Origin of the sequence: Bhargavaea cecembensis DSE10 (assembly GCF_000348905.1) — a bacterium.
GTDB lineage: Bacteria > Bacillota > Bacilli > Bacillales_A > Planococcaceae > Bhargavaea > Bhargavaea cecembensis.
In genome coordinates this window covers 158,333-184,971 of sequence record NZ_AOFT01000005.1, presented here as the reverse complement: position 1 = coordinate 184,971, position 26,639 = coordinate 158,333, and the positions used below count along the sequence as shown (strand labels likewise).

General features: G+C 53.5%; 22 protein-coding genes and 2 tRNA genes. 18 read left to right on the top strand and 6 right to left on the bottom strand.

Annotated features, from left to right (window positions below):
• Positions 1-2 precede the first annotated feature (2 nt).
• A complete protein-coding gene (gene recQ, locus C772_RS06700; protein ID WP_008298486.1) occupies positions 3-1,778 on the top strand; it encodes a DNA helicase RecQ in 1,776 nt (591 codons plus the stop codon).
• A 167-nt stretch (positions 1,779-1,945) separates the two neighbouring features.
• Here recQ and C772_RS06695 read toward each other — a convergent pair whose 3' ends face one another.
• On the bottom strand, positions 1,946-3,115 hold the full coding sequence (locus C772_RS06695; RefSeq protein WP_035001695.1) for a TraB/GumN family protein: 1,170 nt from the start codon (positions 3,113-3,115) through the stop codon (positions 1,946-1,948).
• A gap of 194 nt (positions 3,116-3,309) precedes the next feature.
• Here C772_RS06695 and C772_RS06690 point away from each other — a divergent pair, with 194 nt between their 5' ends.
• From C772_RS06690 to C772_RS06670, 5 genes are all read left to right on the top strand, one after another.
• Complete coding sequence (locus C772_RS06690) at positions 3,310-4,293, top strand: ring-cleaving dioxygenase (RefSeq protein ID WP_008298482.1); 984 nt, start codon at positions 3,310-3,312, stop codon at positions 4,291-4,293.
• A 286-nt stretch (positions 4,294-4,579) separates the two neighbouring features.
• Complete coding sequence (locus C772_RS06685; RefSeq protein WP_008298480.1) at positions 4,580-6,475, top strand: PrkA family serine protein kinase; 1,896 nt, start codon at positions 4,580-4,582, stop codon at positions 6,473-6,475.
• 227 nt (positions 6,476-6,702) lie between these two features.
• Entirely contained in the window at positions 6,703-7,860 is a 1,158-nt protein-coding gene (gene yhbH, locus C772_RS06680) for a sporulation protein YhbH (protein ID WP_008298478.1), read from the top strand.
• Positions 7,857-9,254, top strand: coding sequence for a SpoVR family protein (locus tag C772_RS06675; RefSeq protein WP_008298476.1), 1,398 nt, complete (start codon positions 7,857-7,859; stop codon positions 9,252-9,254). The genes yhbH and C772_RS06675 overlap by 4 nt, the downstream gene beginning before the upstream one ends.
• Before the next feature lie 138 nt (positions 9,255-9,392).
• On the top strand, positions 9,393-10,415 hold the full coding sequence (locus tag C772_RS06670) for an LLM class flavin-dependent oxidoreductase (protein WP_008298475.1): 1,023 nt from the start codon (positions 9,393-9,395) through the stop codon (positions 10,413-10,415).
• A gap of 47 nt (positions 10,416-10,462) precedes the next feature.
• Here C772_RS06670 and C772_RS06665 read toward each other — a convergent pair whose 3' ends face one another.
• Both C772_RS06665 and C772_RS06660 read right to left on the bottom strand, forming a co-directional pair.
• Entirely contained in the window at positions 10,463-11,431 is a 969-nt protein-coding gene (locus C772_RS06665; RefSeq protein WP_008298474.1) for a bile acid:sodium symporter family protein, read from the bottom strand.
• A gap of 2 nt (positions 11,432-11,433) precedes the next feature.
• On the bottom strand, positions 11,434-12,831 hold the full coding sequence (locus C772_RS06660; RefSeq protein WP_008298473.1) for an FAD-binding oxidoreductase: 1,398 nt from the start codon (positions 12,829-12,831) through the stop codon (positions 11,434-11,436).
• 206 nt (positions 12,832-13,037) lie between these two features.
• On the opposite strand from C772_RS06660, the gene C772_RS06655 reads away from it, so the two are divergent.
• Together C772_RS06655 and C772_RS16335 are read left to right on the top strand one after the other, a co-directional pair.
• A complete protein-coding gene (locus tag C772_RS06655) occupies positions 13,038-13,595 on the top strand; it encodes a YhcN/YlaJ family sporulation lipoprotein (protein ID WP_008298472.1) in 558 nt (185 codons plus the stop codon).
• Between the two features lie 260 nt (positions 13,596-13,855).
• Positions 13,856-14,029, top strand: coding sequence for an aspartyl-phosphate phosphatase Spo0E family protein (locus tag C772_RS16335; protein ID WP_081607128.1), 174 nt, complete (start codon positions 13,856-13,858; stop codon positions 14,027-14,029).
• Between the two features lie 250 nt (positions 14,030-14,279).
• Here C772_RS16335 and C772_RS06650 read toward each other — a convergent pair.
• Positions 14,280-14,353, bottom strand: a tRNA-Arg gene (locus C772_RS06650).
• Positions 14,354-14,689: 336 nt separating this feature from the next.
• Here C772_RS06650 and nhaC point away from each other — a divergent pair.
• Complete coding sequence (nhaC, locus tag C772_RS06645; protein ID WP_051059416.1) at positions 14,690-16,075, top strand: Na+/H+ antiporter NhaC; 1,386 nt, start codon at positions 14,690-14,692, stop codon at positions 16,073-16,075.
• Positions 16,076-16,373: 298 nt separating this feature from the next.
• Positions 16,374-16,832, top strand: coding sequence for a hypothetical protein (locus C772_RS06635; RefSeq protein ID WP_008298469.1), 459 nt, complete (start codon positions 16,374-16,376; stop codon positions 16,830-16,832).
• 18 nt (positions 16,833-16,850) lie between these two features.
• Here the strand turns inward: C772_RS06635 and C772_RS06630 are convergent, their stop codons facing one another.
• Positions 16,851-17,552, bottom strand: coding sequence for a YetF domain-containing protein (locus C772_RS06630; protein WP_008298468.1), 702 nt, complete (start codon positions 17,550-17,552; stop codon positions 16,851-16,853).
• A gap of 101 nt (positions 17,553-17,653) precedes the next feature.
• Positions 17,654-17,741, bottom strand: a tRNA-Ser gene (locus tag C772_RS06625).
• Positions 17,742-17,974: 233 nt separating this feature from the next.
• On the opposite strand from C772_RS06625, the gene C772_RS06620 reads away from it, so the two are divergent.
• The 8 genes from C772_RS06620 to C772_RS06585 all read left to right on the top strand — a co-directional run bounded on the left by C772_RS06620 (position 17,975) and on the right by C772_RS06585 (position 26,611).
• Entirely contained in the window at positions 17,975-19,375 is a 1,401-nt protein-coding gene (locus C772_RS06620) for a M20/M25/M40 family metallo-hydrolase (protein ID WP_008298467.1), read from the top strand.
• A 205-nt stretch (positions 19,376-19,580) separates the two neighbouring features.
• Positions 19,581-20,564, top strand: a complete 984-nt coding sequence (locus tag C772_RS06615; protein ID WP_008298465.1) for a LacI family DNA-binding transcriptional regulator — start codon at positions 19,581-19,583, stop codon at positions 20,562-20,564.
• 125 nt (positions 20,565-20,689) lie between these two features.
• Complete coding sequence (gene hisD / locus C772_RS06610; protein WP_008298464.1) at positions 20,690-21,973, top strand: histidinol dehydrogenase; 1,284 nt, start codon at positions 20,690-20,692, stop codon at positions 21,971-21,973.
• 69 nt (positions 21,974-22,042) lie between these two features.
• Positions 22,043-23,362, top strand: coding sequence for a GntP family permease (locus tag C772_RS06605; protein ID WP_008298463.1), 1,320 nt, complete (start codon positions 22,043-22,045; stop codon positions 23,360-23,362).
• A 69-nt stretch (positions 23,363-23,431) separates the two neighbouring features.
• On the top strand, positions 23,432-24,367 hold the full coding sequence (locus C772_RS06600) for a 3-hydroxyacyl-CoA dehydrogenase family protein (RefSeq protein WP_035001661.1): 936 nt from the start codon (positions 23,432-23,434) through the stop codon (positions 24,365-24,367).
• A 5-nt stretch (positions 24,368-24,372) separates the two neighbouring features.
• On the top strand, positions 24,373-25,137 hold the full coding sequence (locus C772_RS06595) for an SDR family NAD(P)-dependent oxidoreductase (protein ID WP_008298461.1): 765 nt from the start codon (positions 24,373-24,375) through the stop codon (positions 25,135-25,137).
• A gap of 54 nt (positions 25,138-25,191) precedes the next feature.
• Entirely contained in the window at positions 25,192-25,833 is a 642-nt protein-coding gene (locus C772_RS06590) for a FusB/FusC family EF-G-binding protein (RefSeq protein ID WP_051059413.1), read from the top strand.
• A 13-nt stretch (positions 25,834-25,846) separates the two neighbouring features.
• Positions 25,847-26,611, top strand: a complete 765-nt coding sequence (locus C772_RS06585) for a 3-hydroxybutyrate dehydrogenase (protein ID WP_008298459.1) — start codon at positions 25,847-25,849, stop codon at positions 26,609-26,611.
• Positions 26,612-26,639 lie beyond the last annotated feature (28 nt).

Below are 26,639 nucleotides of genomic sequence, written 5' to 3'. Positions count from 1 at the left end.
CCATGCTCGAGCAGGCGCATGAACAACTGAAAACGTATTTTGGCTATCCGTCTTTCCGGCCGGGGCAGGAGCGGGTGATCGGCCAGGTGCTGACAGCCGAGGACACCCTCTGTGTCATGCCGACCGGCGGCGGTAAGTCGGTGTGCTACCAGATTCCTGCGCTCGTCAGGGAAGGCACGACGCTCGTCATCTCCCCGCTGATCTCCCTGATGAAGGATCAGGTAGATGCCCTGAACGAGATGGGCATTCCCGCGGCCTACATCAACAGCACACTGTCACTGGATGAGTTCCGCTATACGATGGAGCGGGCAAGAGCCGGTGCGTATAAACTTCTTTATGTGGCGCCGGAGCGGTTTGAGTCGGACTTCTTTCTGCAGGATTTGGTCCGGATGGACATTCCGATGGTGGCGGTTGATGAGGCGCACTGCATTTCGCAGTGGGGCCATGATTTCCGCCCGAGCTACCGTCTGATCGGCAGTGTTGTCGAAGCGCTGCCGGAACGGCCGGTCATCCTAGCGCTGACCGCTACGGCGACTCCCGAGGTGCGGGCAGACATCTGCCGTCAGTTGGGCATTCCGGAGGGCAACACGGTCCTCACCGGGTTTGAACGGGAAAACCTATCTTTCTCGGTCGTCCGGGGACAGGACCGCGGTAAATTCGTAAAGGATTTCCTGAAGAAAAACCGGGAAGAAGCCGGTATCATCTATGCGGCAACACGAAAGACTGTTGACTCCCTTTATGAAAACATGAAAAAAGCTGGGCTTCCGGTATCGCGCTATCACGCCGGGCTTCCGGAAGAAGAGCGGCGTGATGCGCAGGAAGCATTCCTGAATGACGAAGCACGGATCATGGTGGCGACGAACGCATTCGGCATGGGCATCGACAAGTCGAATATCCGCTACTGCATCCACTACCAGCTTCCTAAAAATATGGAAAGTTATTATCAGGAGGCGGGGCGTGCCGGCCGTGACGGACTGCCGAGTGAGTGTATCCTGCTTTATTCTCCGCAGGACGTCCAGACGCAGCGCTTTCTGATCGACCAGACGGATGACCGCGACGGCATTCCGCGCGAGCTCGAAAAGCTGCAGTCGATGGTGGACTACTGTCATACCGAGGACTGCCTCCAGCAGTATATCGTGCGTCACTTCGGCGATGCGGATACAGACGCCTGCGGACGCTGCGGCAACTGTACCGATGACCGGGAAAACATTGATGTGACGGAAGACGCCCAGAAGGTGCTTTCCTGCATTATTCGGATGGGCCAGCGCTGGGGCAAGGCGATCACCGCCAAAGTCCTTTGCGGATCGGCCGACAAGGCGGTGAAGGAGCGGGGATTCGACGAATTGTCGACCTACGGGATCCTAAAGGGCGCCTACAGCATGAAGGAAGCGACAAACCTGATCGACTTCATGATTTCCCGTGACCTGATCGGTGTGAGCCAGGGTGAGTTCCCGACGATCTTCGTCACTGCCCAGGGCAAGGAAGTCCTGACGGGCGGCGAGCGTGTCACCCGCAAGCAGGCGATCGTCACTGTCGCTATCGGCGATGCGGATCCTCTTTTCGAAAAGCTGCGTGATCTGCGGAAGTCGCTGGCAGATGAGGCAGGGGTTCCGCCGTATGTCATCTTCTCGGACAAGTCACTGAAAGACATGTGCGCAAGGAAGCCTGTCGATGAGGACAGTTTCCTCGATGTCCATGGAGTCGGGGAAAACAAGCTGGCCAAGTACGGGGAGCCGTTCCTGGAAGCAATTAGAGAATTTCAGAGTGCGGAAGTGTAAAGTAAGAAGTTTTCATCGCCACTGGGTCAGCGTATACCCAGCGGCGCTTTCTTAACACTCAACTCAACGGGATTTTCTTAAATCTCAGCAAATATATCTGTTATGTAAACCATCTGCAATCCAAACAAAAACCCGTGCAGGATACGAACCTGTACGGGTTTTTCGTCTTAAAAAATATGCTGGAAAAACGATCGGACAACATCGGCGCCTCCGATGAAGGTACCGAGCGAGCTGCCGATGTTGCCGAGTACGACGACGAGCAGCACGCGGGTCGCCTTGTTCTGCCAGAAGCCCTTGACACTCAAAACATCATCGGCGAGCTTTTGGAAATCTTTTACGCTCGGGCGGGTAAAGTAAGCCTGAACGAGACCCGAGAACCAGCCGACTGCCAGCAGCGGATTCAAGGAAGTAAACGGTGCCGCGACAAATGCGGTGAGCACCGCCAGCGGATGCCCTTTGGCAAGGATCGTCCCGAGTGCCGCAAGGGAGCCGTTCCACAGCAGCCAGCTGAGCATCTGGCTCGTGGCAACATCGCTGTTTTGTATGAATGTATAGGCGATGATCCCGATGATGAGGAGCGGGATTGCCCAGCCGACAATTTTGGGCCATACCGGTTTAGGCGGTTTTTCCGTCAGTTTCTTCAGGTCGTGTTTGCGGTGGATCTCCTTTGTGATTCCTGGAACATGGGCCGCGCCGAGCACCGCGACGATTTTATTGCCGGGTGCGGTGCGGATCTTTTCGGCCAGGTATTGATCGCGTTCGTCGATAAGCGGTGTTTTCAGCCGGGGGAAAGCTTCCGTGAATTCGGCCAGAACGGCATTTAGCGTATCCTGAGACTTCATTTTCTCCATTTCTTCTTCTGTGATATCGTCCCGGCTAAAGATGCTGGCAACGACTGAAGTGAGCAGCTGTGCCTTTCCGCCGGGGCCAAGGTTGCCCCAGATGCGGGAAAACGTAGTCTGGATGTTCCGGTCGGCGAGGACCAGATTCGCTCCAGTTTCCTTTGCTGATTCGATCCCCTGGATCATCTCGGCGCCCGGCTTGACGTCGAATTGCTTCGCCATCCGGTTCTGAAAGGAGGAGATGGCAAGGTTCATGAGAAGAAGGGTTGCTTTCTTCTCTTTGATGACCTTGAAGATGTCCATGTCCTCCCAGCGGTTGCCGTTCGTGATGGCATCAAAACGCTGCTTGTCCAGTTCAACTGCGACGGTGTCGGGCTGTTCGCGGTCAATCACTTCCTTGACCTGCAGGGCACTCAGTTTTGAAACGTGGGCGGTTCCGATCAGAATGATTTCTTTTCCTTCCAGCTGGATTCGGGTGACATTCTCCTCTTCCAGTGCAGATGCCGCTTCGGGCTGGATCATTTGTTTTTCTTCCATATGATGTTCCTTCGTTTCTGTAGTGGTCATACCGTTAATGATGACTGAAGAACGGTTAAAGTTCAATATTTTGGGCAAAAGAATTGAATAGAGAGATGAAAGAGCGTATACTTATCTCGAATTCAAGATATAAACTAGTTGGAGGCGACATTATGCAAAGCTTGAAAGGAATGCACCACGTCACCGCAATCACGAGTTCGGCGGAAAAGAACTATGAGTTCTTTACTTATGTGCTCGGGATGCGCCTCGTGAAAAAGACCGTCAACCAGGACGACATCAGCACCTATCACCTGTTTTTCGCAGATGACCGTGGTAGTGCCGGAACTGATATGACGTTCTTTGACTTCCAGGGGATTCCGAAGGGAACTCACGGCACAGACGAGATTCACAGAACTTCATTCCGTGTGCCGGATGACGCAGCACTTGACTACTGGGTGAAGCGCTTTGACCGTTTGGAGATTAAACATGACGGCATCAGGCAGCAATTTGACCGTAAAGTTCTGCCGTTCACCGATTTTGACGGTCAGTTGTATCAGCTGATCTCCGATGAAGGGGACACCGGCGTCGCAGCTGGCATTCCGTGGCAGAAAGGCCCGATTCCGCTTGAATACGCCATTACGGGTCTTGGGCCGATCATTCTCCGTGTCAGCAACATCGACTATATGAAGCAGGTCATGGAAAAGGCACTCGGCTTCCGGGAAATTAATAAAGAAGGTTCCGTTTACCTGTTTGAAGTCGGGGAAGGAGGCAATGGTGCCCGAGTTATTATTGAGCACAATACAGTCCTTCCGCGCGGCATGCAGGGCTTCGGCACGATCCACCACAGCGCTTTCCGGGTCGAAGACCGCTCCGTGCTTGAAGACTGGATTAACCATATGGAAGGCATCGGCTTCAACACTTCCGGATACGTGGACCGCTTCTACTTTGAGTCGCTGTACGCACGCGTAGCACCGGGTATCCTGTTCGAATTCGCGACAGACGGCCCTGGCTTCATGGACGACGAACCCTATGAGACGCTCGGCGAAAAACTCGCCCTCCCGCCGTTCCTCGAACCGAAACGGGAACAGATCGAATCTTACGTGCGGCACATCGATACGATGCGCAGCAACAGGGAAATTGAAAAAGAATATGAGTGAGGAATGAAACCGGGCCGGCGCCCGGTTTTTTCTTTTGACGGTTTTGTTCCGATCGTCAATTTGTAAATTCACGACCGGAACTTCAGAATTCGCGACTGCAACTGGCCATTTCGTGGCCGGAACATCGCATTTCGCGTCTGGAAGTCCCGGATTCGCGACCGGAACATCCGGATTCGCGGCCGCACCATTTGATTCCGTGTCAGCCCGCCGGATTCGCACCGGCATCATTAACGGCCCGTCCGTCGCATACGCTGTTAGAAACGAAGCACTGACTGGAGGCGATCAGTTGGACATCCTGGAGAAGGCAAAACGGCATCGTGAAGAAGAGGACCGTCTAAAGTGGGAAGGGACATTCGCGGATTATCTGGAGATTGTGAAGGAACGTCCGGAAGTGGCGCAGAACGCACACTCGCGTGTTTACAATATGATCAAAAGCCATGGCATTACGGAAGTTGAAGGAGTTCGCAGGTACGGCTTTTTCGGTGAGCAGATTTTCGGTCTTGAGGAAGCGGTGGAGCGGCTCGTTGAGGAATATTTCCATCCGGCTGCAAAGCGGCTCGATGTGCGCAAGCGGATCCTGCTGCTGATGGGACCCGTCAGCGGCGGGAAATCGACAATCGTGACCCTATTGAAACGGGGACTGGAGGCGTATTCGCGGACGGATGAAGGGGCGGTTTATGCCATCAAGGGCTGCCCGATGCACGAAGACCCGCTTCATCTGATCCCGCTCCACCTCCGGGAGGACTTCCGCCGGGCATACGGCATTCGGATTGAGGGTACGCTTTCTCCTTTGAACTCGATGAGGCTTGAGCGGGAGTATGGCGGGCGGATCGAAGACATGCCGGTCGAGCGCATCTTCCTCTCCGAAGATAAGCGGGTCGGCATCGGTACGTTCACACCATCCGATCCGAAGTCCCAGGACATCGCGGACCTGACCGGCAGCATCGACTTTTCGACCATCGCGGAGTTTGGATCTGAATCTGACCCGCGCGCTTACCGCTTTGACGGGGAGCTGAACAAGGCGAACCGGGGGCTGATGGAGTTCCAGGAGATGCTGAAGCTGGATGAGAAATTCCTCTGGCATCTGCTGTCGCTCACCCAGGAAGGAAATTTCAAGGCGGGCCGGTTTGCGCTGATCAGTGCCGATGAGCTGATCGTGGCCCATACGAACGAGACCGAGTACCGCTCGTTTATCGCAGACAAGAAAAACGAAGCGCTGCACTCCCGGATCATCGTCATGCCGGTGCCGTACAACCTGAAGGTGTCGGAGGAAGAGCGCATCTACAGGAAAATGATTTCGGACAGCGACATGGCCCATGTGCACATTGCCCCCCATGCGCTCCGGGTCGCGGCCATTTTCTCTGTGCTCACCCGCTTGAAACCGTCCAGGAAACAGGGCGCCGACATTGTGAAGAAGATGCGTCTCTATGATGGGGAAAATGTCGAGGGCTTCAGCGCAGTGGACGTGAATGAACTGAAGAAAGAGTTCCCGGATGAGGGCATGAGCGGGATCGATCCGCGGTATGTCATCAACCGGATCTCGTCCGCCATCATTCGGAAGGATGTTCCGGCCATCAATGCACTTGATGTGCTGCGTTCGCTCAAGGACGGGCTGGCCGACCACGCTTCGATCAGTGCGGAGGACCGAAGCCGGTATATGGAGTATATCGGCATTGCGCGCCGTGAATACGATGATATTGCGAAGAAGGAAGTCCAGAAGGCGTTTGTCTATTCCTATGAGGAATCCGCAAAGACACTGATGGATAATTATCTCGACCATGTCGAGGCGTTCTGTAATAAAAACAAGCTGCGTGATCCGCTCACCGGCGAGGAGCTTCCGCCGGATGAGAAGCTGATGCGTTCGATCGAGGAACAGATCGGCATCTCGGAAAACGCGAAAAAAGCGTTCCGTGAAGAGATCCTGATCCGAATTTCCGCCTATGCGAGAAAGGGCAAGCGGTTTGATTACAATTCACACGACCGGCTGCGGGAAGCGATCCAGAAAAAGCTGTTTGCCGACCTGAAGGATGTTGTGAAGATCACCACTTCGTCCGCCACGCCTGACGAAGCACAACTCAAGAAAATCAACGAAGTCGTCGCGCGCCTCGTTGACGAACACGGGTATAACAGTACGTCCGCGAACGAGCTGCTTCGTTATGTCGGGAGTTTGCTGAACAGATAATCATCGATTGCAGGCCGCAATGCCATCTGGGATATTGACGAATAGGACAGAGTAAAAAGCAGGGGCCCGCCGGACCGTGGAAATCTGGCGACACCCTGCTTTTTGCAATTGCCCCGGCCTGTGCCCGAAATCGATTTATATTCTTTCATAATTCAGAACATTGTCAAGCGTCCGCTCCGTACTGCATAAGATAATGGAAACTCTAAAAGAGGAGAGGCGGGTGGAGCATGAACAAATATGGCCGGTTTGTCGTGTCGCAGGATGATTGGAGCCTCCACCGGAAAGGCCACGAGGACCAGAAGCGTCACATGGACAAGGTGGAGAAGGCGATCCGGGATAATCTTCCAGACTTGATCAGTGAAGAGAATATCGTGATGTCGGACGGGCGCAAGGTTGTGAAGATCCCGATCCGTTCGCTCGATGAATATAAGATCCGCTATAACCACTCCAAGTCGGAACATGTCGGCCAGGGAAAGGGAGACAGCCAGGTTGGCGACGTCATCGCAAAAGACGGCAGCGGACGCCCGGGACAGGGCAAGGGCAAGGAAGCGGGGGACGCGCCGGGAGAAGATGTCTATGAAGCAGAGGTGTCAGTCGCCGAGCTGGAGGAAGCACTGTTCTCCGAGATGGAGCTGCCGAACATGGAGCAAAAGGAACAGGCCGACATCGTCACCGACCGAATTACTTTCAATGACATCAGGAAAAAAGGCCTTATCGGAAACATCGATAAAAAGAGGACGATCGTCTCTGCACTCAAGCGGAATGCGATGGAAGGCCGCAGCGGGATCATGCCGATACTGGACGACGACCTCCGCTTCAAAACCTGGGAAGAAGAAAAACGGCCGGAGTCACGTGCTGTCGTCATTGCGATGATGGATACCAGTGCCTCGATGGGCGCGTTCGAGAAGTATATGGCGAGAAGCTTCTTTTTCTGGCTCACCCGTTTTCTACGGACCAGGTACAGTTCAGTCGACATCGAGTTCATCTCTCACCAGACCGACGCCAAGGTGGTCACCGAGGAAGAATTCTTCACCAAGGCGGAAAGCGGAGGAACGCGCTGCTCGTCCGCCTACCGGCTGGCAATGGAGCTGATCGGGGAAAAATACAGTCCGGCCCGCTATAACATTTATCCGTTCCATTTCTCCGACGGGGAGAACATGACCTCCGACAACAAGGAAGTGCTCCGGCTGGTCGATGAGCTGCTGGGCGTCTCCCGCATGTTCGGATACGGGGAAGTGAATGAACACAGCCGCTACTCAACAATGCTGACGGCGCTCCGTACGGTGGACGATCCGAAGTTCAGGCATTATGTCCTGAAGGAGAAAGCGGATGTGTACCATGCGCTGAAAAGCTTCTTCCGGAAAGGGGAGGCGATCGGATCATGACCGATGCCAAGGCGCTGGAGCGCGCAATTGCGGAAATCACTGAGGTGGCGGTAGGATTCGGGCTCGACTTCTATCCGATGCGCTATGAGATCTGCCCAGCTGATATCATCTATACGTTCGGCGCATACGGGATGCCGACCCGGTTCAGCCACTGGAGCTTCGGCAAGCAGTTCCACAAGATGAAGCTGCAATATGACCTCGGACTAAGCAAGATCTATGAACTCGTCATCAATTCGGATCCGTGCTACGCGTTCCTTCTTGACTCCAATTCGCTCGTCCAGAATAAGCTGATCGTGGCGCACGTTCTGGCGCATAGCGATTTCTTCAAGAACAATGTACGATTCTCCAATACGCGCGGAGATATGGTCGAAAGCATGTCTTCGACAGCTGACCGGATCGCTGATTACGAAATCACCTACGGCAAGGACCGCGTGGAGAAGTTCCTTGATGCGGTACTGGCAGTCCAGGAACATGTCGATCCGTCACTGATCATTGCGGATTCCGATGGGGAATCCGGGGAAAGTCCGCAACTCCGGACGACGCCATATGATGACCTCTGGGCACTTGACCGGACTCCGGGCAAGGATGCCCGCCAGCAGACTCCGGCGAGAAAGAAAGTCCCGGAAAGCCCGGAAAAGGACATCCTTCACTTTATCCAGGAGCATGGGCGGGAACTGGAAGACTGGCAGCGTGATATCCTCACGATGATGAGGGAAGAGATGCTTTACTTCTGGCCGCAGCTGGAGACGAAAATCATGAACGAAGGATGGGCGACATTCTGGCACCAGCGCATCATGCGGGAGCTTGATCTGACCCCCGCAGAGACGATCGAATTCTCCAAGCTGAACGCAGGGGTCATCCAGCCTTCTGCGACATCGATCAATCCGTACACCCTGGGGCTTCGGATTTTCGAGGACATCGAGCGCAGATACGACCGGCCGGACGATCGGATGAAACAGAGAGGGGTTGAGCCGGGCAGCGGCAGGGAAAAACTGTTTGAGGTCCGCGAGATCGAGTCGGACACTTCATTTGTCCGCAATTACCTGACAAAGGAATTGGCGGAGCAGGAGGATCTGTACCTGTTCGGCAAACGCGGCCAGGAGTACCGGATCACAGAGAAGGATTTCGAGAAAGTGCGCGATCGTCTGATTTCCTCCAGGGTAAACGGCGGTTTTCCATACATTGTCGTAGAAGATGGCGATTATCTCCGGAACGGGGAGCTGTATCTGTCCCACCGGTACGAGGGCACCGAATTGGACCTCCCTTATCTGGAGCATGTGCTGCCGCATCTGCATGTCCTATGGGGACGTACTGTCCATCTTGAGACGGTTGTGGAAGGAAGGAAAATCTGTTTTTCCTGTGATGGCAAGAAAGTGACCCGGCGGGCCTTATAATCACGAATATCATGATCCTCCTTTCTGTTACTGGAAGGAGGATTGTTTACATAATGTAATTATTTATACGACAGGCAGTTTCTTGGCATCGCTGTGGGGCAGGGCGGTAAGATAAAAAGGAGAGAAGGAGTGATCCCCATGAATCTGATCCGAGAAAATGCAAAGAAATTTGAAGGAATCCCGTTGTCCGTCCTTGACTTGGTCCAGGTCCGGGAAGAAGACAGGCCGGCGGATGCGATTGAAAACAGCGCAAAGCTGATCCGTCGTGCGGATGAGCTGGGCTACAACCGCTACTGGCTGGCCGAGCACCATAACTTTGAAGGCATTGCCAGCTCCGCGACGGCCGTGCTGATCGGCCGGCTTGCTTCCGAGTCGAAAGAGATCCGGGTCGGCTCCGGCGGGGTGATGCTGCCGAACCACGCGCCCCTGATCATTGCCGAGCAGTTCGGTACGCTCGATGCGATGTATCCGGGGCGCATTGACCTCGGACTCGGCCGGGCACCCGGAACCGACCAGCAGACCATGTGGGCGCTCCGCCGGAATCTAAAAGGCGGAGCGGACGAGTTCCCGAGGGATGTGGCTGAACTGGAAGCTTACTTTGAGGGCGGCGAGGACATGCCTGTACGTGCATTCCCTGGTGACGGGCAGGATATCCCGATCTGGCTTCTCGGCTCCAGCGGTTTCAGCGCACAGCTGGCCGCGAGAAAAGGCCTTCCGTTCTCGTTCGCCAGCCACTTTGCACCGGGTTACATGGATGCAGCGCTCGAGCTTTACCGGAACGGTTTTGAGCCTTCGGAGAAGATGAAAAAACCGCACGCCATGCCGGGCGTCAATGTCCTGATCGCCGACACGCAGGAAGAGGCGGAGTACCTGATCACGACACATATGCAGCAGTTCCTTTCCATTATCCGGAACAGCCGGGGCAAAATGCAGCCTCCGGTTGAGGATATCGAAGCGCTGTGGACTCCGTATGAGCGGCAGTATGTCATGCAGACGCTTGACCCGCGGACCACACTGTTCGGCACGAAAGACAAGGTCCGGGAAGGGCTGCTCCGGCTGATTGAGGAGACACAGGCGGATGAAGTCATCGTCAACACCGTCGCCTATGATACCGATAAGCGGATCCGTTCTTATGAACTGCTTGCTGAAATGATGGATTAACGAATAGACCCGCTGCCTGTTATGTGGCAGCGGGTCTTCGTTCGTATTTACTTGGCAACGGCATCTGCGGGAACAGTCGGCTCTGCTTCCGACACGTCCTTTTTTGACCAGATCGTGGCCAGTATCGGTCCGGAAATGTTGTGCCAGATTGCACCCCATACACTCGGGAGCGCAGCTAGCGGACTGAAGTGTGCGGTGGCAAGCGCGACTCCCAGACCGGAGTTCTGCATGCCGACTTCGAGCGAGATGGCACGGCGGTCGTTTTCTTTCAGGCCAAATGCCCTGGCCAGCAGATAACCGAACAGCAGTCCGGCACTATTGTGAAGGAATACCGCGATGAAGACAATGAATCCGGCGGATGCGACATTACCCGCATTGGCAGCCGTAACAGCCATTACAATGATAAGAATGGCAATAACCGAGATGAGCGGAACGACCGCGACACTTTTTTGGACAAGTCCCGGAAGAAACCGCTGAACGATCAACCCGAGAGCAATCGGAATGATGATGACCTGGACAATTGACATGAACATTGATTTGGCGTCAACAGGGAGCCATTGGCCTGCCAGAAGAAGCAGGATAGCCGGTGTGGCGATTGGAGCAAAAAGTGTTGAAATGGAGGTCATCGCGACAGACAGAGCGACGTTCCCCCTTGCCAGGTAGACCATTACGTTGGAAGCCGTCCCGCCCGGCACGCAGCCGAGGAGGACAAGTCCTGCAGCGAGCTCCGCTGGCAGCTGCAGGAGTGTCGCTATGACAAATGCGGTAAGCGGCATGACTGTGTACTGGAGAAGCACGCCGGTAATGACCGGGATCGGGTTCGTGAAGACCAGCTTAAAGTCAACCGGCTTTAAAGTCAGGCCCATGCCGAACATGACGATTCCCAGTAGGATGGTGATAAAAGCGCCAAACGGAAGGAACAGGTCCGGAACCAGGAATGCGATGATGGCGGCAGCGATGACGAATATAGCAAAGTTGCGTCCGGCGAAACCGCTGATGGTTTCAAGAACTTTCATTTTTATGCATCCTCCTTGGGCGGGCTGAACAGCTTTCCGGGATTCATCAGGTTTTCCGGATCCAGTGCCCGCTTGATCGTTTCCATGACTGCCAGAGCGGCACCGTGCTCACGGGCCTGGTACTTCCGCTTGCCGACGCCGACTCCGTGCTCACCGGTGCAGGTGCCGTTGCGGTCGAGTGCATAGCTGACAATGGCTTCATTCAGCTCTTCAGACTTGAGGACCTCTTCCGGGTTGTCCATGTCGATCATGAGGATGATATGGAAGTTGCCGTCACCCACATGGCCGGTAATGCCGCCGATCAGGCCCATGTTGTCCACGGTTTCACGGGCATGGTGCACTGCACCGGCAAGTTCGGAAATCGGAACACAGACGTCGGTCACCATCATTTTACGTCCGGGATGGCTGTGGATATAGGAATAGGCGAGGTGGTGCCGTGCTTCCCACAGCCGGTTCATGCCTTCCTGGTCCATCTCGAACTCCAAGTTGTCGCAGCCGAGGTCCGCTACGATTTCTTCCGTGAACTCGATGTCCTGGCGGAGTCCCGCCTCGTTGCCGCTGAACTCGAGGAAAAGGGTCGGCTTCACCGGATAATCGGTCCCGGCATGCCGGTTGACCTGCTGCATCGACGGCTCATCGACAAGTTCAACACGCGAAATCGGAACACCGGCCTGCTGGATCGAGACAACCGCCGTGACGGCATCATCGATTGTCGGGAAGGAGGCTCTCGCCGCAGCGATCTGCTCTGGGATCCCGTATACGCGCAGGGTCAGTTCGGTAAAGCAGCCGAGAGTTCCCTCCGAACCGACAAACAGGCCGTTCAGGTGCAGGCCCGATGCCGATTTGGCCGCAAGGCTCCCGGTATGGATGACGGATCCGTCTGCAAGGACGACTTCGATGTCGCGTACCTGGTCCCGCATGACCCCGTACTTTACAGTAGTCGTACCGCTGGCATTAGTCGCCGCCATGCCGCCGATTGTGGCATCGGCACCCGGATCGACGGAGAAGAAGAGGCCCCGTTTTTTCAGCTCCTTGTTCAGCTGGGTCCTGGTGACGCCAGGCTGAACCCTTACGAGAAAATCGTTTTCCCGGATTTCCAGGATCTTGTTCATCAATGAAAAATCGATGGTGATTCCGCCTTCATAAGGGATCACATGCCCTTCAAGGCTCGAGCCGAGGCCGAAAGGAATAATCGGCATACGGTGCTTGGCGGCCGCCTTGACGACAGCACTCACCTCTTCTGTTGTTTTGGGAAATACCACAATGTCCGCAGGCCGGACGGCATGGTAGGATTCATCTCTCCCATGAAGGTCGCGGACGGTTTCGTTTGAGGTAGCCCGTTCCGCACCGAGCAGTTCTTTTAGTTCTTCCAATACAAGACCAGTTGATTGTACAGCCAATTAACTCCACTCCTTTTCCTGTTGCAGCGTGCCAATGATGAATAATACTGAAAATTATACATGGACTTTTTTGATTTTCAAGGCGATTTCAAAAGGTTGAATTTTTTAAAACGTTTTCATTTTATTTAGATCGGTCGGTAAATCAATTCCGTTACATAATCCGAAGCGGAAAAGCCATCATAGGAAGAAAGGAAAGGAGGAAAACCATGAACAAGTTTCTATTGGGATTTGCTTCCCTCACACTCGTACTCGGTCTTGCTGCCTGCGGAGGAAATAATGAAGATCCGTCGTCGACATCGAATGGTCACGAGGAGAACGATATTGGCACCGACACAAATTCTGATCAAAACGGCAGCAACCCGGACAACGGCGCGATGGATGACAACGAAAATAACGGCGGACAAAACGGCAACAACAGCGGAGAAGGGGACGCAAACAACCTTGAACGCGATCAGAAAACGGCGGACCGCGTATCCACTGTAGAAGGAGTGGAAGGTGCAACTGTTCTGATGACTGATCGAAATGCCTATGTCGCCGTCAATCTTGCTGAAGGCACGGAAGAAACCGATGAGTTAAAGACGAAGATCAGTGATGAAGTAAAGGCATCCAAGCCGGACGTGGAAAATGTCTACGTATCGGCCGATCCGGACTTTACCAAGCAGTTCGAGGATTATGGGAACCGGATTGAACAGGGAGATCCTGTAGAAGGATTCTTTGAAGAATTTAACGATTTGGTCGATAGAACCTTCCCGGAAGCGAGCTGATGGGATGCCGGGTTTTGGGTCAATTTGCCGGCTGCCGTGTCCTCTAGTTCCGGTCCTGAATATTGGAATAAAGCCGAAACAGGTCAAATGACCCGTTTCGGCTTTGTTTTTTCGAAAAATCCTGGTTGTTTAGACTAGGCAAATGTGAACATTTAACGAATTTCACAAACCTGCTGTTTTTCGACAAACGTTGCAAGATTCGCGTTGTATGATGAACAGGCTGCTTTAAACCATCATAATCATACAAATGCGGAGGCAAAATGGACATGTATATGTCGAAGAAGATTTTGAAAAACCGGATTTTCTGCAGGAGAATGCTAATGTACTGGAAAGCTCGTCAACATGGACTGACTCATCCGAAAACCGTCGAATGCAGCCAGATGCTGGACGACTTGCTGAACCGGTACCAGAAATACGACCAGCATTTTTCCTGAGACATGGATAAAACGGAACCGATCCACAGAAGGATCGGCGACTCAAACTGTGGACAAAGTGGACGCACTCCTCCTTTGTCTGCAGTTTTTTTGATAGCCTGCGGCTTTCCGCTGCGGGGCCTCGGATAAGAAATACTGTTCATCATGACGGCGTCAGTCCGGGGCCGCTGCAAACACGATGCCAAAAACAAAAACCCGTCGTAGTCAGCGTTTGGCTTAACGCAGACTACGACGGGGTTTTTTATTCTAGCGTCCCAGGGGAGATTCGAACTCCCGACCTACAGCTTAGGAGGCTGTTGCTCTATCCTGCTGAGCTACCAGGACATGAATCACGACGTCTCTTATTATACACGAAACGCCAGACATGCAAAAGGGTAAATTTTCATCAAAGGCCCGGAAAAGAGGCGAAAGGCAACCATATTCCTATCGTGCTCCGGCAGATGGATCAGCCTTGGCAAGAATCTAAGAATGCAAAAGATCCTGGCTATTCCATATTAATTTTGCCTTTACCGGCAAAAATATTTAGACTATTATCGATACAGCGCTTACATTTATGCTTTAAGGGGGAACTGCATTATGAAGTCTGTCGATCAAAAGCGAAATCACGGCAACGGGCAACGGGAGTTTACTCTTTTCTGGGCTCTGCTTCCTTTGATCGTCATGATCGGGATTATGCTCTATACAGTGGTGGAGCTTAAGCAGGGTCCACATATCCCGTTGATCATCGGCACGGTGACGGCAGGACTAGTCGCATTAAAGGCAGGATTTAAATGGCAGGATATTGAGGAAATGATGTACAAGGGGATTCGCCTGGCGCTTCCGGCGGTCGTCATCATTATCCTTGTCGGATTGATCATCGGCTCTTGGATGGGCGGCGGAATCGTCGCTTCCATGATCTTCTATGGCCTTAAGCTTCTCAATCCATCGTATTTCCTGGTTGCCATCTGCCTGATCTGCGCCATCGTCTCTTTGTCGATCGGCAGCTCCTGGTCAACGATGGGAACGATTGGCGTGGCCGGCATGGGCATCGGGATGGCGATGGGAATATCACCGGGGATGGTTGCCGGAGCGGTCATTTCGGGTGCTTACTTTGGCGATAAGCTATCCCCGCTCTCGGATACGACCAACCTGGCTTCAGGGCTGACAAATACCGATCTGTTCGACCACATCAAACATATGCTGTGGACGACCATTCCGGCACTCGTCATTGCGCTTGGAGTCTATGCGTTCCTGGGCCAGAATGTAAGCGGAGCCATTGATGCCGATCAGATTGCGAACACTTCTTCCGTCATGCAGGAAAGTTTCCTGATCTCGCCATGGCTGTTGCTTGTCCCGGTCATTGTCATCGGGATGGTCGCGATGAAGGTTCCGGCCGTTCCGGCTCTCATCGTCGGGGCGATTCTCGGTTTCTTTTCACAGGTTATCGTACAGGGGGATACTGTAACGGCGGCTCTCACCGCCTTGCAGGAAGGCTACGCCATCGAAACCGGGAATGCCCTAGTCGACGACCTGTTTAATGGCGGCGGCCTGGACTCCATGATGTATACGGTCAGTATGACCATCGTGGCGATGACATTCGGCGGGATCCTGGAGTACTCCGGGATGCTCAGGTCCATCATGAACCAGCTGCTGAAACTGATCCGCAACACGGGTTCGCTAATCGCATCCACGATCGGAGCAGCTTTTATCACAAATGCGTCCTGTGCGGAACAATACATCTCGATCGTCGTGCCATCACGGATGTTCGCAAACACTTACCGGAAGATGGGACTTGCCTCGAAAAACCTTTCACGCGCGCTTGAAGACGGAGGGACGCTCACATCGGTCTTTATCCCATGGAACACATGCGGAGTGTTTATCCTAGGGACACTCGGTGTCGGTGTTGTTGAATATGGCCCGTATGCCCTGCTGAACCTGTTGTGCCCGATCATTTCAATCATTTACGCGTTCACCGGATTTACGATTGCCAAAATTGATGATGGAGGCGGCGGAACCGGCGGACAGAAAGAACCGGCAGAAGTGAAGACAGAACTGCAGCACGTCTAAATTCGGAAAAGAAGCCCTGCGGAGGGCTTCTTTTTTAGGTTGTTTGTCCGGTGCGAATTGCTTGTGGGGCTGGTTTCGCTGTTTGCGGATCCATTTTCGTCATTCATGAACATCATTTCAGCATTCGGCATCATATTCTCATTATTCGTCCGGTCAATTGATTTGAATGACGAAATCATTGAATTAAATGACGAACTCACCAGACGAATGACGAAACCGCCAGCAATCTGATGCTGATTGCAAGGTGTTCTGATACGATAAGGAAAAGAAATAATTCCTCATGTAAAGGAGCAATCTCGTGGAAGCGGAAAAGATCCTGAAGAAACTGCAGTACAAAGACGGCGGCGCGCCGGTTCTCATCCTCGGGGCGCCGGAATCGTACAGTGAAGTGATGGAGGCGATCGGGGCTCGGGTCGATACGGAACCTGCCGAAGACTCCTACGCGTTTATCCAGATTTTCGGTACGACCAACCAGGCCATCCGGGATGCTGTAGAAAAATCCTCCGGTCTGCTCAGTGATGACGCGCTGTTTTGGCTTTGCTATCCGAAAAAGTCATCCAAAGCTTATCAGTCTGACTGCAGCAGGGAAACGGTCGCGCAGATTCCCGCCGATTTCGGATATGAACCGGTCCGCCAGGTGGCCATTGATGATGACTGGTCTGCATTAAGGTACCGGAAAGTGTCGGACATCAAGAAAATGACCCGGTCATTTGCCTATACGGAAGAAGGAAAGAAAAGAACGGAAGACAAGTCTTGAAAAAAGCAAGGGGCGCAATCAGCGCTCCCTTTTCTTTTGGACAGACAATGTCCCGTCCGGCAGATATTCGGCATAAAAAACCTCGGAAACAGCAGTGATCTTTTGCTTTCTCAGTTCGCCGATCAGCCAATCAGGCGACAGTCCGAGCTCGTTCATCTCATGGCTGGCCATCTGGCCGTCAAGGATAACAGTGGTCGGAAGGTTCCTGTAGGTCTTACCGGGAATCTGCAGATCTTCCTTGGTCACGGGAAGCTGCCCGGGCTTCATCATGACACTCAGCTGGCCGGTCGGTTCGAGAATGGCATATTCCACACCTGAAATGGAAAATGCTTTTTCCCGCCGCAGCAACATGCTCAGATCGTCCAAATTCAGCCTGAGTTGTGTGAGCACATCTTCCTGGACGATTCCTTTGCGGATGAGGATAGAGGGTTCGCCGTCGACCAGCAGACGTGTTTTCTTGGACTTCAGCCCTGCAATTCCCAAAAGGACGACCGCACCGCCCCATACGATAAGTGCGAGCAGATCGTGAATGGCGTCATTGCCGACGGGCCTTACAGCCAAATCAGCTGTGATCGAGCCGATGGTGATACCGGCGATGTAATTAAAATATGTCAGCTGGCTCATCTGTTTTTTACCCATGATCCGGGTGATGAGAAGAAGGGCAAAAAATGCGAACAGCGAACGCAAAATGGTGATCAGGTACTCGTTGATCCCGTCCAAATCATACCACTCCCAAAATAATGATCAGTATAGGGTGCGGAATCCGAATCAGACTATACAAAAAAGCACCGGCTTTCCAATTGGAAAGCCGGTGCCGCTAGCGGAGATGAGAGGATTTGAACCCCCGCGGCGCGTGAACGCCCTAACTGATTTCGAGTCAGTCCCCTTCAGCCTCTTGGGTACATCTCCATGTTTTTGATGACAAAAGAAATTATAGCATCCCCCAAAAAAGCGCGCAACCCTTCAGTACATATTTTTTTCCGCAGGGTGTTAAGTCATGCATGACTGGTCTTTCTGTCCCATCAGGGGATGAAGAGATAGGCTGAATTCAAGCCAATTGAACCATCACTTTATTCGGATTTCAAGGGGAGGTGAGACTGTTATGATTAAGATGTCTGAATAATGAAACGGGAGGCTGTTAAATGAAAAAGAAGACAATTGCATTTTCACTCGCCGCAATGCTGGCTGCCGGCGCAGCAATGCCGACAGCGGTCATTGCACAGCCGGTCGCAACAGGTTACCAGGAAGCGCTTGATCAGTTTGACCAGAAAGCCATCCGCAAGATCGACGTGGACCGGATCTACAATCACATCGCCACACTTTCGGAAGCGCCGCGAGTCGCCGGAACGGAAGTGGAAAACCGGGCAGTGGACTATCTGAAAGATGAGTTCGAATCGTACGGTTATGATGTGGAAGTCCAGCCGTTCACATATACTGGCTACACGGAGCCCACCCGTATAGAGTTGAATGTTCCGGGACTTGAAGGGGACCTAAGCCCGGGTAACTTCACATACGGAGTTTCCGGTGATGTGACTGCGGGACTTGTTCATGCAGGAATCGGCTCACCGGCTGATTTTGACCGCGTCGATGCAGAAGGGAAGATCGCGGTTGTCCAGCGGGGAGAATTCAGTTTCGCGGAGAAGGTCATCAATGCCTCGGAAGCAGGAGCTGCAGGTGTCATTATTTATAACAACGGACCGGGTGCGCTGAACGGTACGCTTGGCGGGCATGACGACCGTTATATCCCTGCAGTGTCCCTTTCACAGGAACAGGGCCAGGCGCTTTTGGAGCTTCTGGAAGCAAACGCCTCTGCAGAGGCCCGGATTATCGTGGAAGGGGCGGAAACCGGGGAACATACTTCCCATAACGTCATCGCCACCAAGCATCCGACAAACAAGAAAAAGGACACGGGCGAAGTGATCGTGATCGGTTCCCATATGGACTCGGTGCCGGGTGCACCAGGTGCAAACGACAATGCTTCCGGTACAGCGGTGACACTGGAACTCGCACGTGCCATGAAAAACCTGCCATCCGACACGGAGATCCGTTTTGCTTCATTCGGAGCTGAAGAGCTTGGCCTGATCGGTTCACACCACTATGTCAATGCACTTCCTGATGAGGAAAAAGACCGGATTATTGCAAACTTCAACCTGGATATGGTCGGCAGCCGCGATGCCGGTGACCTGATTGTAGCGTCCGTTGACGGGGAACCAAACCTTGTGACGGAGCTGACGCAAAAAGCGAGCGAAAAGCTGAATGGCGAGCCGACAACCCGCGGAAGAAGCGGCTCGAGCGACCACGTGCCGTTCCACCAGGCCGGCATCCCTGCAGCACTCTTTATCCACAGCCCGCTTGAGCCGTGGTACCACACGCCGCAGGATACGCTTGACAAGATCAGCAAGGAGAAGCTCTTGGATGTTGCCGAAATCGTGGCTGCTGCGGTATACGACCGGGCCCGCTTCGATAACCAGAACCCTAAAGAAAAGAAGCGCTCGGAAGCCCATGTGCCAAAAGAAGCGTTTTTCGAACAGTCCATCCGCTGAGTCTTGGCATCTGAAACCCGTCTTTGTGCAAGTATTTTAGGGCCGTCATCCCGGAAATCGGGATGGCGGCTTTTTGGCGTATGCAGCGCTAAGTTGCAAATCTGTGCTCCAACTTGGATATCAGGTTATCCGGCTTCCTGACAATGACAGCTTTTTTTCTTTTTCCCTTCGCTGTATAATCCGGAAATAAGAGGAGGGGAATACGGTGGAGAACCAAGTAACTGCCCACGAAGTCGCAAAATTGGCGGGGGTATCACAATCGTCGGTATCTCGCGTGTTCACAAAAGGCGCGAGTGTGTCGAAGGAGACCAGGAAAAAAGTTCTCGAAGCAGCTGACCAGCTCGGTTATCGGCCGAATGAGTATGCCCGGAGCCTGATCACAAGAAGATCCAGCCTGGTCGGCCTGGTCATGAAAGGGGTATCCAACCCTTATTATCCGCATGCTGTGAAGAAGTTCACCGCAGAACTGAAAAAGAAGGGGTATAGCGTCCTCCTGATTGATACGGATGATGTCGAACTGCAAATGCAAGATATAGATGCGTTGCTGTCGTATCACGTTGCCGGGGTGGTCATCATGGACGCGACTGCATCTTTCCAAACCGCTGAGATGCTCAAGCGTTTCCGGATACCGGCCGTGCTGTTCAACCGGGTGGTTCCGGGTTCCGGCCTCCATTCTGTCAGCTGCGAAAATGAAGAGGCTGCCAGGGAAATCGCCCGGCTGCTGATCGGACGGGGATGTGAATCTTTTACATACGTAGGGGGGCGCGAGGGAGCCTCCACTCATATCGAGCGCCTGAAAGGGTTTACTGAAGAACTGAAGAAGCATGGATTTGGGTGCCAAGTATTGCCGGGTGATTTCACCTATGCCGCAGGGTACCGGAATGGTGCCGAGCTGATTGAGTCCGGCCGGCTTACGGATGCGGTGTTTGCAGTGACTGATCTTATGGCCTACGGGATTTATGATGCGTTCCGTGATCGGGGGATCCGTGTTCCGGAACAGGTGAAGCTTGTCGGATTTGATGATATCGAAATGTCTTCCTGGTCCCCTTACAATCTGTCTACATATGTGCATCCGGTGGACCGGATGGTGGCACTTTCAATTGAACTGCTTCTCGATCCGGTGCGGAGCCTTGAGGACGGAGAGGTGCATTATCTGCCGGGCGAGATGATTTTGCGGGGCACTACGTAAAAATGGTCTTGACTGTTGTGAACATTTTAAGTAATGTTCCTTTTGTAAGCGTTTTTGCATACGTATTCAAAAAGCTGTGCATACGTATTCATATATTCTCCATATTTTGAAAGGGGTCTGACCACATGAAATTCATCAAGCAAGGCAAATCCTCTGAAGAAGTTAAACAAAGTGACGCAAAAGTTTCAGAAACGGTAGCTGCGGCACTTTCCGATATTGAAGAAAAAGGCGATGCGGCAGTACGCGAAATGTCCGCTCGATTCGATAAGTGGGAGCCGGAATCGTTCCGCCTGAGCGAAGAAGAGATCTCTGAGATTGTCGGCCGTGTACCTGAACAAGTGATCGAAGACATCAAGTTTGCTCAAAAGAATATCCGTGAATTCGCTGAGGCGCAGCTGGCTTCGCTGAGCGATGTGGAAGTCGAGAATATTCCGGGTGTCATCCTCGGCCATAAAAACATTCCGGTCAACAGCGTTGGATGCTACATCCCGGGCGGCCGTTACCCGATGGTTGCTTCGGCACATATGAGCGTACTCACAGCCAAAGTGGCAGGGGTAAAGCGTGTGATTGCATGCACACCTCCGATCAACGGAGAAATTCCTGAAGCGACGGTTGCTGCGATGCACCTTGCCGGCGCAGACGAAATCTACCTTCTCGGCGGCATCCAGGCGATGGGCGCCATGGCGATCGGCACAGAAACCATCGAATCGGTCGATATGATCGTAGGACCGGGTAATGCATTCGTCGCAGAAGCGAAGCGTCAACTGTACGGCCGAGTCGGCATCGACCTGTTCGCCGGCCCGACTGAAACCCTGGTCGTTGCCGATGAAACATCTGATGCGGAAATCATTGCGACCGACCTCCTGGGACAGGGTGAGCACGGTCCGACTTCTCCTGGTGCACTCGTGACGACAAGCGAAAAGCTTGCATATGAGACGCTGGAAGAGATCGAGCGCCAGCTGGAAGTATTGCCGACAGCTGATGTGGCACGTGTTTCCTGGGACGATTATGGCCAGGTGATTGTCGTTGATTCGATCGAAGAAGCACGGGAAGTGGCGGATGAAATGGCTTACGAGCACGTCGAAATCCTCACTGAGAATCCTGATTACTTCCTCGAAAACATGACCAACTACGGCTGCCTGTTCCTCGGTCCTGAGACCAACGTAGCTTATGGAGACAAGGTGATCGGAACGAATCACACCCTCCCGACCAAAGGCGCAGCGCGATATACCGGTGGTCTATGGGTCGGCAAATTCATCAAGACGGTCACTTATCAGAAAGTAAAGCCAGAAGCGAGCGCCTATATCGGCGAATATGCGGCACGTCTCTGCCAGCTTGAAAACTTTGCCGGACATGCCGAGCAGGCTCTCCTCAGGGTCCGCAGGTACGGCGACCAGAAGAAAAACTAACATCACATTTTATCCGGCCCCGGGTCATCAGTCCCGGCGGCCGGAGTACATAATTAGGGGGATTTGTTCATGCTCGGAATGATAGGTATGATCGGGGGTCTGGTTCTGCTCATTTGGTTGACGATGCGCGGGATGAACCTTTTGATCGTAGCGCCGCTCGCGGCATTATTCGTAGCTCTGATGAACGGCCTGCCTCTCTTCCCGCAGCTTGCGGAGAAAGGGGCAGCCAACTACCTGACTGGGTATATGGAAGGGTTTTCCGGATTCATCATGTCATGGTACCTGATGTTCCTGGCAGGTGCGATTTTCGGTAAGGTAATGGAGGACAGCGGTGCCGCTGATGCGGTATCCAAATGGATCGTAGACAAGCTTGGGATGAAACAGGCGGTTCTTGCGGTCGTCGCTGCCTGTGCGGTCCTCACATATGGAGGCGTCAGCCTCTTCGTTGTTGCCTTCTCGGTATACCCGATGGCGGTCAGCCTGTTTAAAGAAGCAGATCTGCCACGCAGGTTTATTCCGGCTGCACTTGCTTTCGGTTCCACAACGTTCACGATGACATCGGCGGGCTCCCCGGAAATCCAGAACTGGATTCCGATTGAGTTTCTTGGCACGACGCCGCTTGCAGGATGGGAGGTCAGCCTGATTGTCGCCGTCTTCATGATGGTCTTCGGTTATTGGTGGCTCCGTAAGATGATCCGCAAGGCCGTTTCCAACGGCGAGCATTTCATCGAAAGGGAGTCGGATCATCGCGAGGAACGAGAGGAACTTCCTCATCCGCTTCTCAGCCTGATTCCGCTGCTGGTCGTTTTGATCGTGTCCTTCGGATTCCATGATTCACTTGGGACCTCTGCTCTGATTGTTGCACTATCGGGCGGTGTCATTGCCACATATCTTCTGAACCGCAGGTATTTCAGGAACTTCGGGAAGGCTGTTTCGGAAGGGACTGTCGGTGCAGTCGTTGCCATCGCGAACACAGCCGCAGTTGTCGGTTTCGGTGGAGTGGTCAAGCAGACTCCTGCATTTGCCACGGTTGTTGATGGGATTACCAACATTCCCGGCAGCCCGCTGATCGGAGGTGCAGTCGCAGTCGGCATCATTGCCGGACTGACCGGTTCCTCTTCGGGCGGGCAGGCCATCGCGCTGCCGCTGCTTGGACCGCACTATCTGGACATGGGCGTCAATGCGGAAGCTCTTCACCGGACGGTCGCGCTTTCCTCCGGGTCTCTTGACTCACTGCCGCACGGCGGCTATACCGTAACGACGATCCGCTCGATTGCAGGGGAGACCCACAAGGATGCTTATCCGGCAATGGGTGCCATGACGGTCATCGTGCCGATTCTCGGCTCGATCCTCGCCGTTATCTTGTTCTCGCTCGGACTGGGAATCTGATTTCCTCCCGGCAGCATCCTTTGCTGCCGGGTTTTATTTTCTAAACGATAAATGGAAAGGGATGGGAATATGGAAAAGTTAACAGTGATCGGGAGCGGTACAATGGGACATTCCATTGCTCTGAATGCGGCATGGCGGGGAATTGACGTTAAGATGTACGCAACGAATGAGGAAGACATCAGGAGGGCCGAACAGGGAATTGGGCAGAAACTCCGGACAATGGCTGAAAACGGACTGTTCAGCATGGAAGAATCTTCTGCCATCCGGGAACGGATCATCATAACAGATCAGCTGGCAGCGGCGGTGGACGGCGCGACATTCGTCATTGAGGCCATCCCTGAAAATCTTGGGCTCAAACAGTCGTTTTACGCCCGCCTGGAAGAAATGATTGCCCCGGATACCGTCCTCGCGAGCAACACCTCCGGCCTTCAGCCTTCCGACCTGGCTTGCGGACTGCGTCATCCGGAGCGGTTTGTCGTGACCCACTTCTGGAACCCCGCACATCTGATCCCTCTGGTTGAAGTGGTGGGCGGCAAGCAAACTTCCGACAGCACAAGGGACCGTGCCATGGATCTGCTGCATGCGATGGAGAAGAAACCGATCGTCGTGAAGCAGGAGATTCAGGGGTTCATCGGGAACCGTCTGCAATATGCACTGTTCAGGGAAGCGCAGGCATTGCTTGATGCGGGTGTGGCCGACAAAGAAGATATTGACGCTGCCGTGACCTACAGCATCGGCAGACGTCTTCCTGTGACGGGTCCGCTCATGTCGGCTGATTTCGGCGGGCTGGATGTGTTCAAGTCCATCTCGGATTATCTGTTCAGGGATTTGAGCACGCTGCAGGCTTCGGGAGAAACACTCGACTCACTGGTCGGTTCCGGAAAGCTCGGCGTGAAGTCCGGCGAAGGGTTCTACGATTGGGGCGGCACCCGCAGTGATGAAGTCAGCGCTGAACGGGAAACCATGCTGATCCGCTTCCTGAAGGATGATGAACAGAAAGGATGAGGGAAATGAACAATCACTTTGGAGACTTAGAGGGCAAGTCGGTGCTGATCACCGGGGGCAGCAAGGGAATCGGCCGATCCATCGCCCTTGCGTTTGCGGTTCTTGGGGCGAATGTCACCATCGTCGGCAGGAATCTGGATGCCCTGGAATCAACAAGGAAAGAGCTGCTGGTCAAAAGTCCCGGCAGCAGTGCCATACAGGCGGATCTCTCGGACATCAAAGAGACCCGGCGGGTGGCGGATATGACGGCCGAACGATATGGCTCCATTGATGTGCTCGTCAACAACGCGGGCATCAACATTGCGAAACCGGCCTTTGAAGTGACGGAGAAAGACTGGGACACGGTACTGGACCTCAATCTGAAAACCGCATTCTTCATGTGCCAGTCTGCAGGCAGGCATATGCAGCGGAAGGGCGGAGGGAAGATCATCAATATCGCCTCACAGATGGCGTTTGTCGGCTATTACAACCGGGCTGCCTACTGCTCAAGCAAAGGCGGGCTTGTCCAGCTGACAAAAGCCCTCGCGGTCGAATGGGCCCCTCACAAAATCAATGTCAATGCTGTCGCCCCAACCTTCGTGGAAACGGAGATGACAAGCGGCATGATGGAAGATCCCGCATTTATGGAAGAAATCCGGAGACGGATTCTATTCGGCCATCCGTCGAAACCGGAAGACGTCAACGGGGCCGTGCTGTTCCTGGCTTCATCCATGTCCTCCTTTGTGACCGGCGACACGATCAAAGTGGATGGAGGCTGGACGGCCATCTGACCGGACAAAAGGGCGAAGGATGTGTACACTTTCCATAGAAAGGGGTGTATGGCCTTGCATGAAACCATCACAAGCAGCGAATTTCATTTAATACTCCGGCAGGCCCGGAATGTCCTGAATGGCAATATGAACGCGAATGATGAAGGCGTGCTTGCCGCGGTCAGCCAGATGGCCATCGAGCGTGCCGAACATACCGCGACGGATCTGTCTGGTGCGTTGTCGGATGTGATCCGGCAGATCGGTTCCATCAGGGAACGTGAAGACTACGACAGGTTCAGGGAACAGTTGCTGCCGTTTGTCAGGCCGATGGCTGAAGTGACCGACGGGGACTTGAAGAGGCTGTTCCCGAAAGTGAAGAACCTGCGCATGCCGAAATTCGCAGCCGAAGTCCGCAAAGAACTCACATACCTCGGCTGGAATGACCCGGGCTCGAACCGAAAATATATCGTATTTGAAAAAGGGCAGGGATTCACGGGCCTTTACGGACAATTCCGCCCTTCCGGCAAAAAAGGGGTCTGCTCGATCTGCAATGGAATCGGCGAAACCGGGCTCTTTCTTACCGAGACCCGCCATGCCGGAGGCGAAACGTACACAAAACGGGGCAATTATATCTGCACAGACAGCATGGCCTGCAACAGGAGGCTGGACGACCGGAAACGGTTCGATGAATTTATCAGGACAGTCACAAAATCGTAAAGGGGAGACAGATATGGAAGGAAAAGTACTGCTGATAACAGGGGCTGCACGGGGAATCGGATTCGAAATCGCGAAAGGATTCTACGGAGCAGGCGCGAACGTGGTCCTTTCCGATATGAACGAAGAAGGCGTCAGACAGGCGGCGGCAACACTTGGGGAAGGCGCCGAGGGCATTGTGTGTGATGTTACAATAGAGGATGACGTCAAACGCGCAATCGACTTTACAGTTGAACGTTTCGGCAAAATCGATATCCTGATCAACAACGCCGGAATGCAGCATGTCGCGGACCTTGAGGAGTTCCCGACGGAAAAATATCGCCAGCTGATCGACATTATGCTTGTTGGCCCGTTCATGGCGACGAAGCATGTCCTGCCTCATATGAGAAAACAGGGGTGGGGCCGCATCATCAATATGGCTTCCATCAACGGCCTGATCGGCTTTGCTGGCAAGGCGGCCTATAATTCCGCAAAGCATGGCGTAATCGGCCTGACCAAGGTAGCCGCGCTTGAAACGGCCCAGGATGGAATCACCGTCAATGCGATCTGCCCGGGCTATATCGATACAGAGCTTGTCAGAAATCAGATGGGCGATCTTGCAAAAACGAGGGGCGTCTCGGTAGAAGAAGTGCTCGGAGAAGTGCTTTATCCGCTCATCCCACAAAAGCGGCTGATTGAAATCAGCGAGATTGTCTCACTCTCAAAATACATTGCAGGCGAGGACGCCAAAGGGATGACCGGCCAGGCCGTTGTTCTGGACGGCGGCTACACGGCACAATAAAGGGAAAACCTTTCTGTGAGGCTGTTTC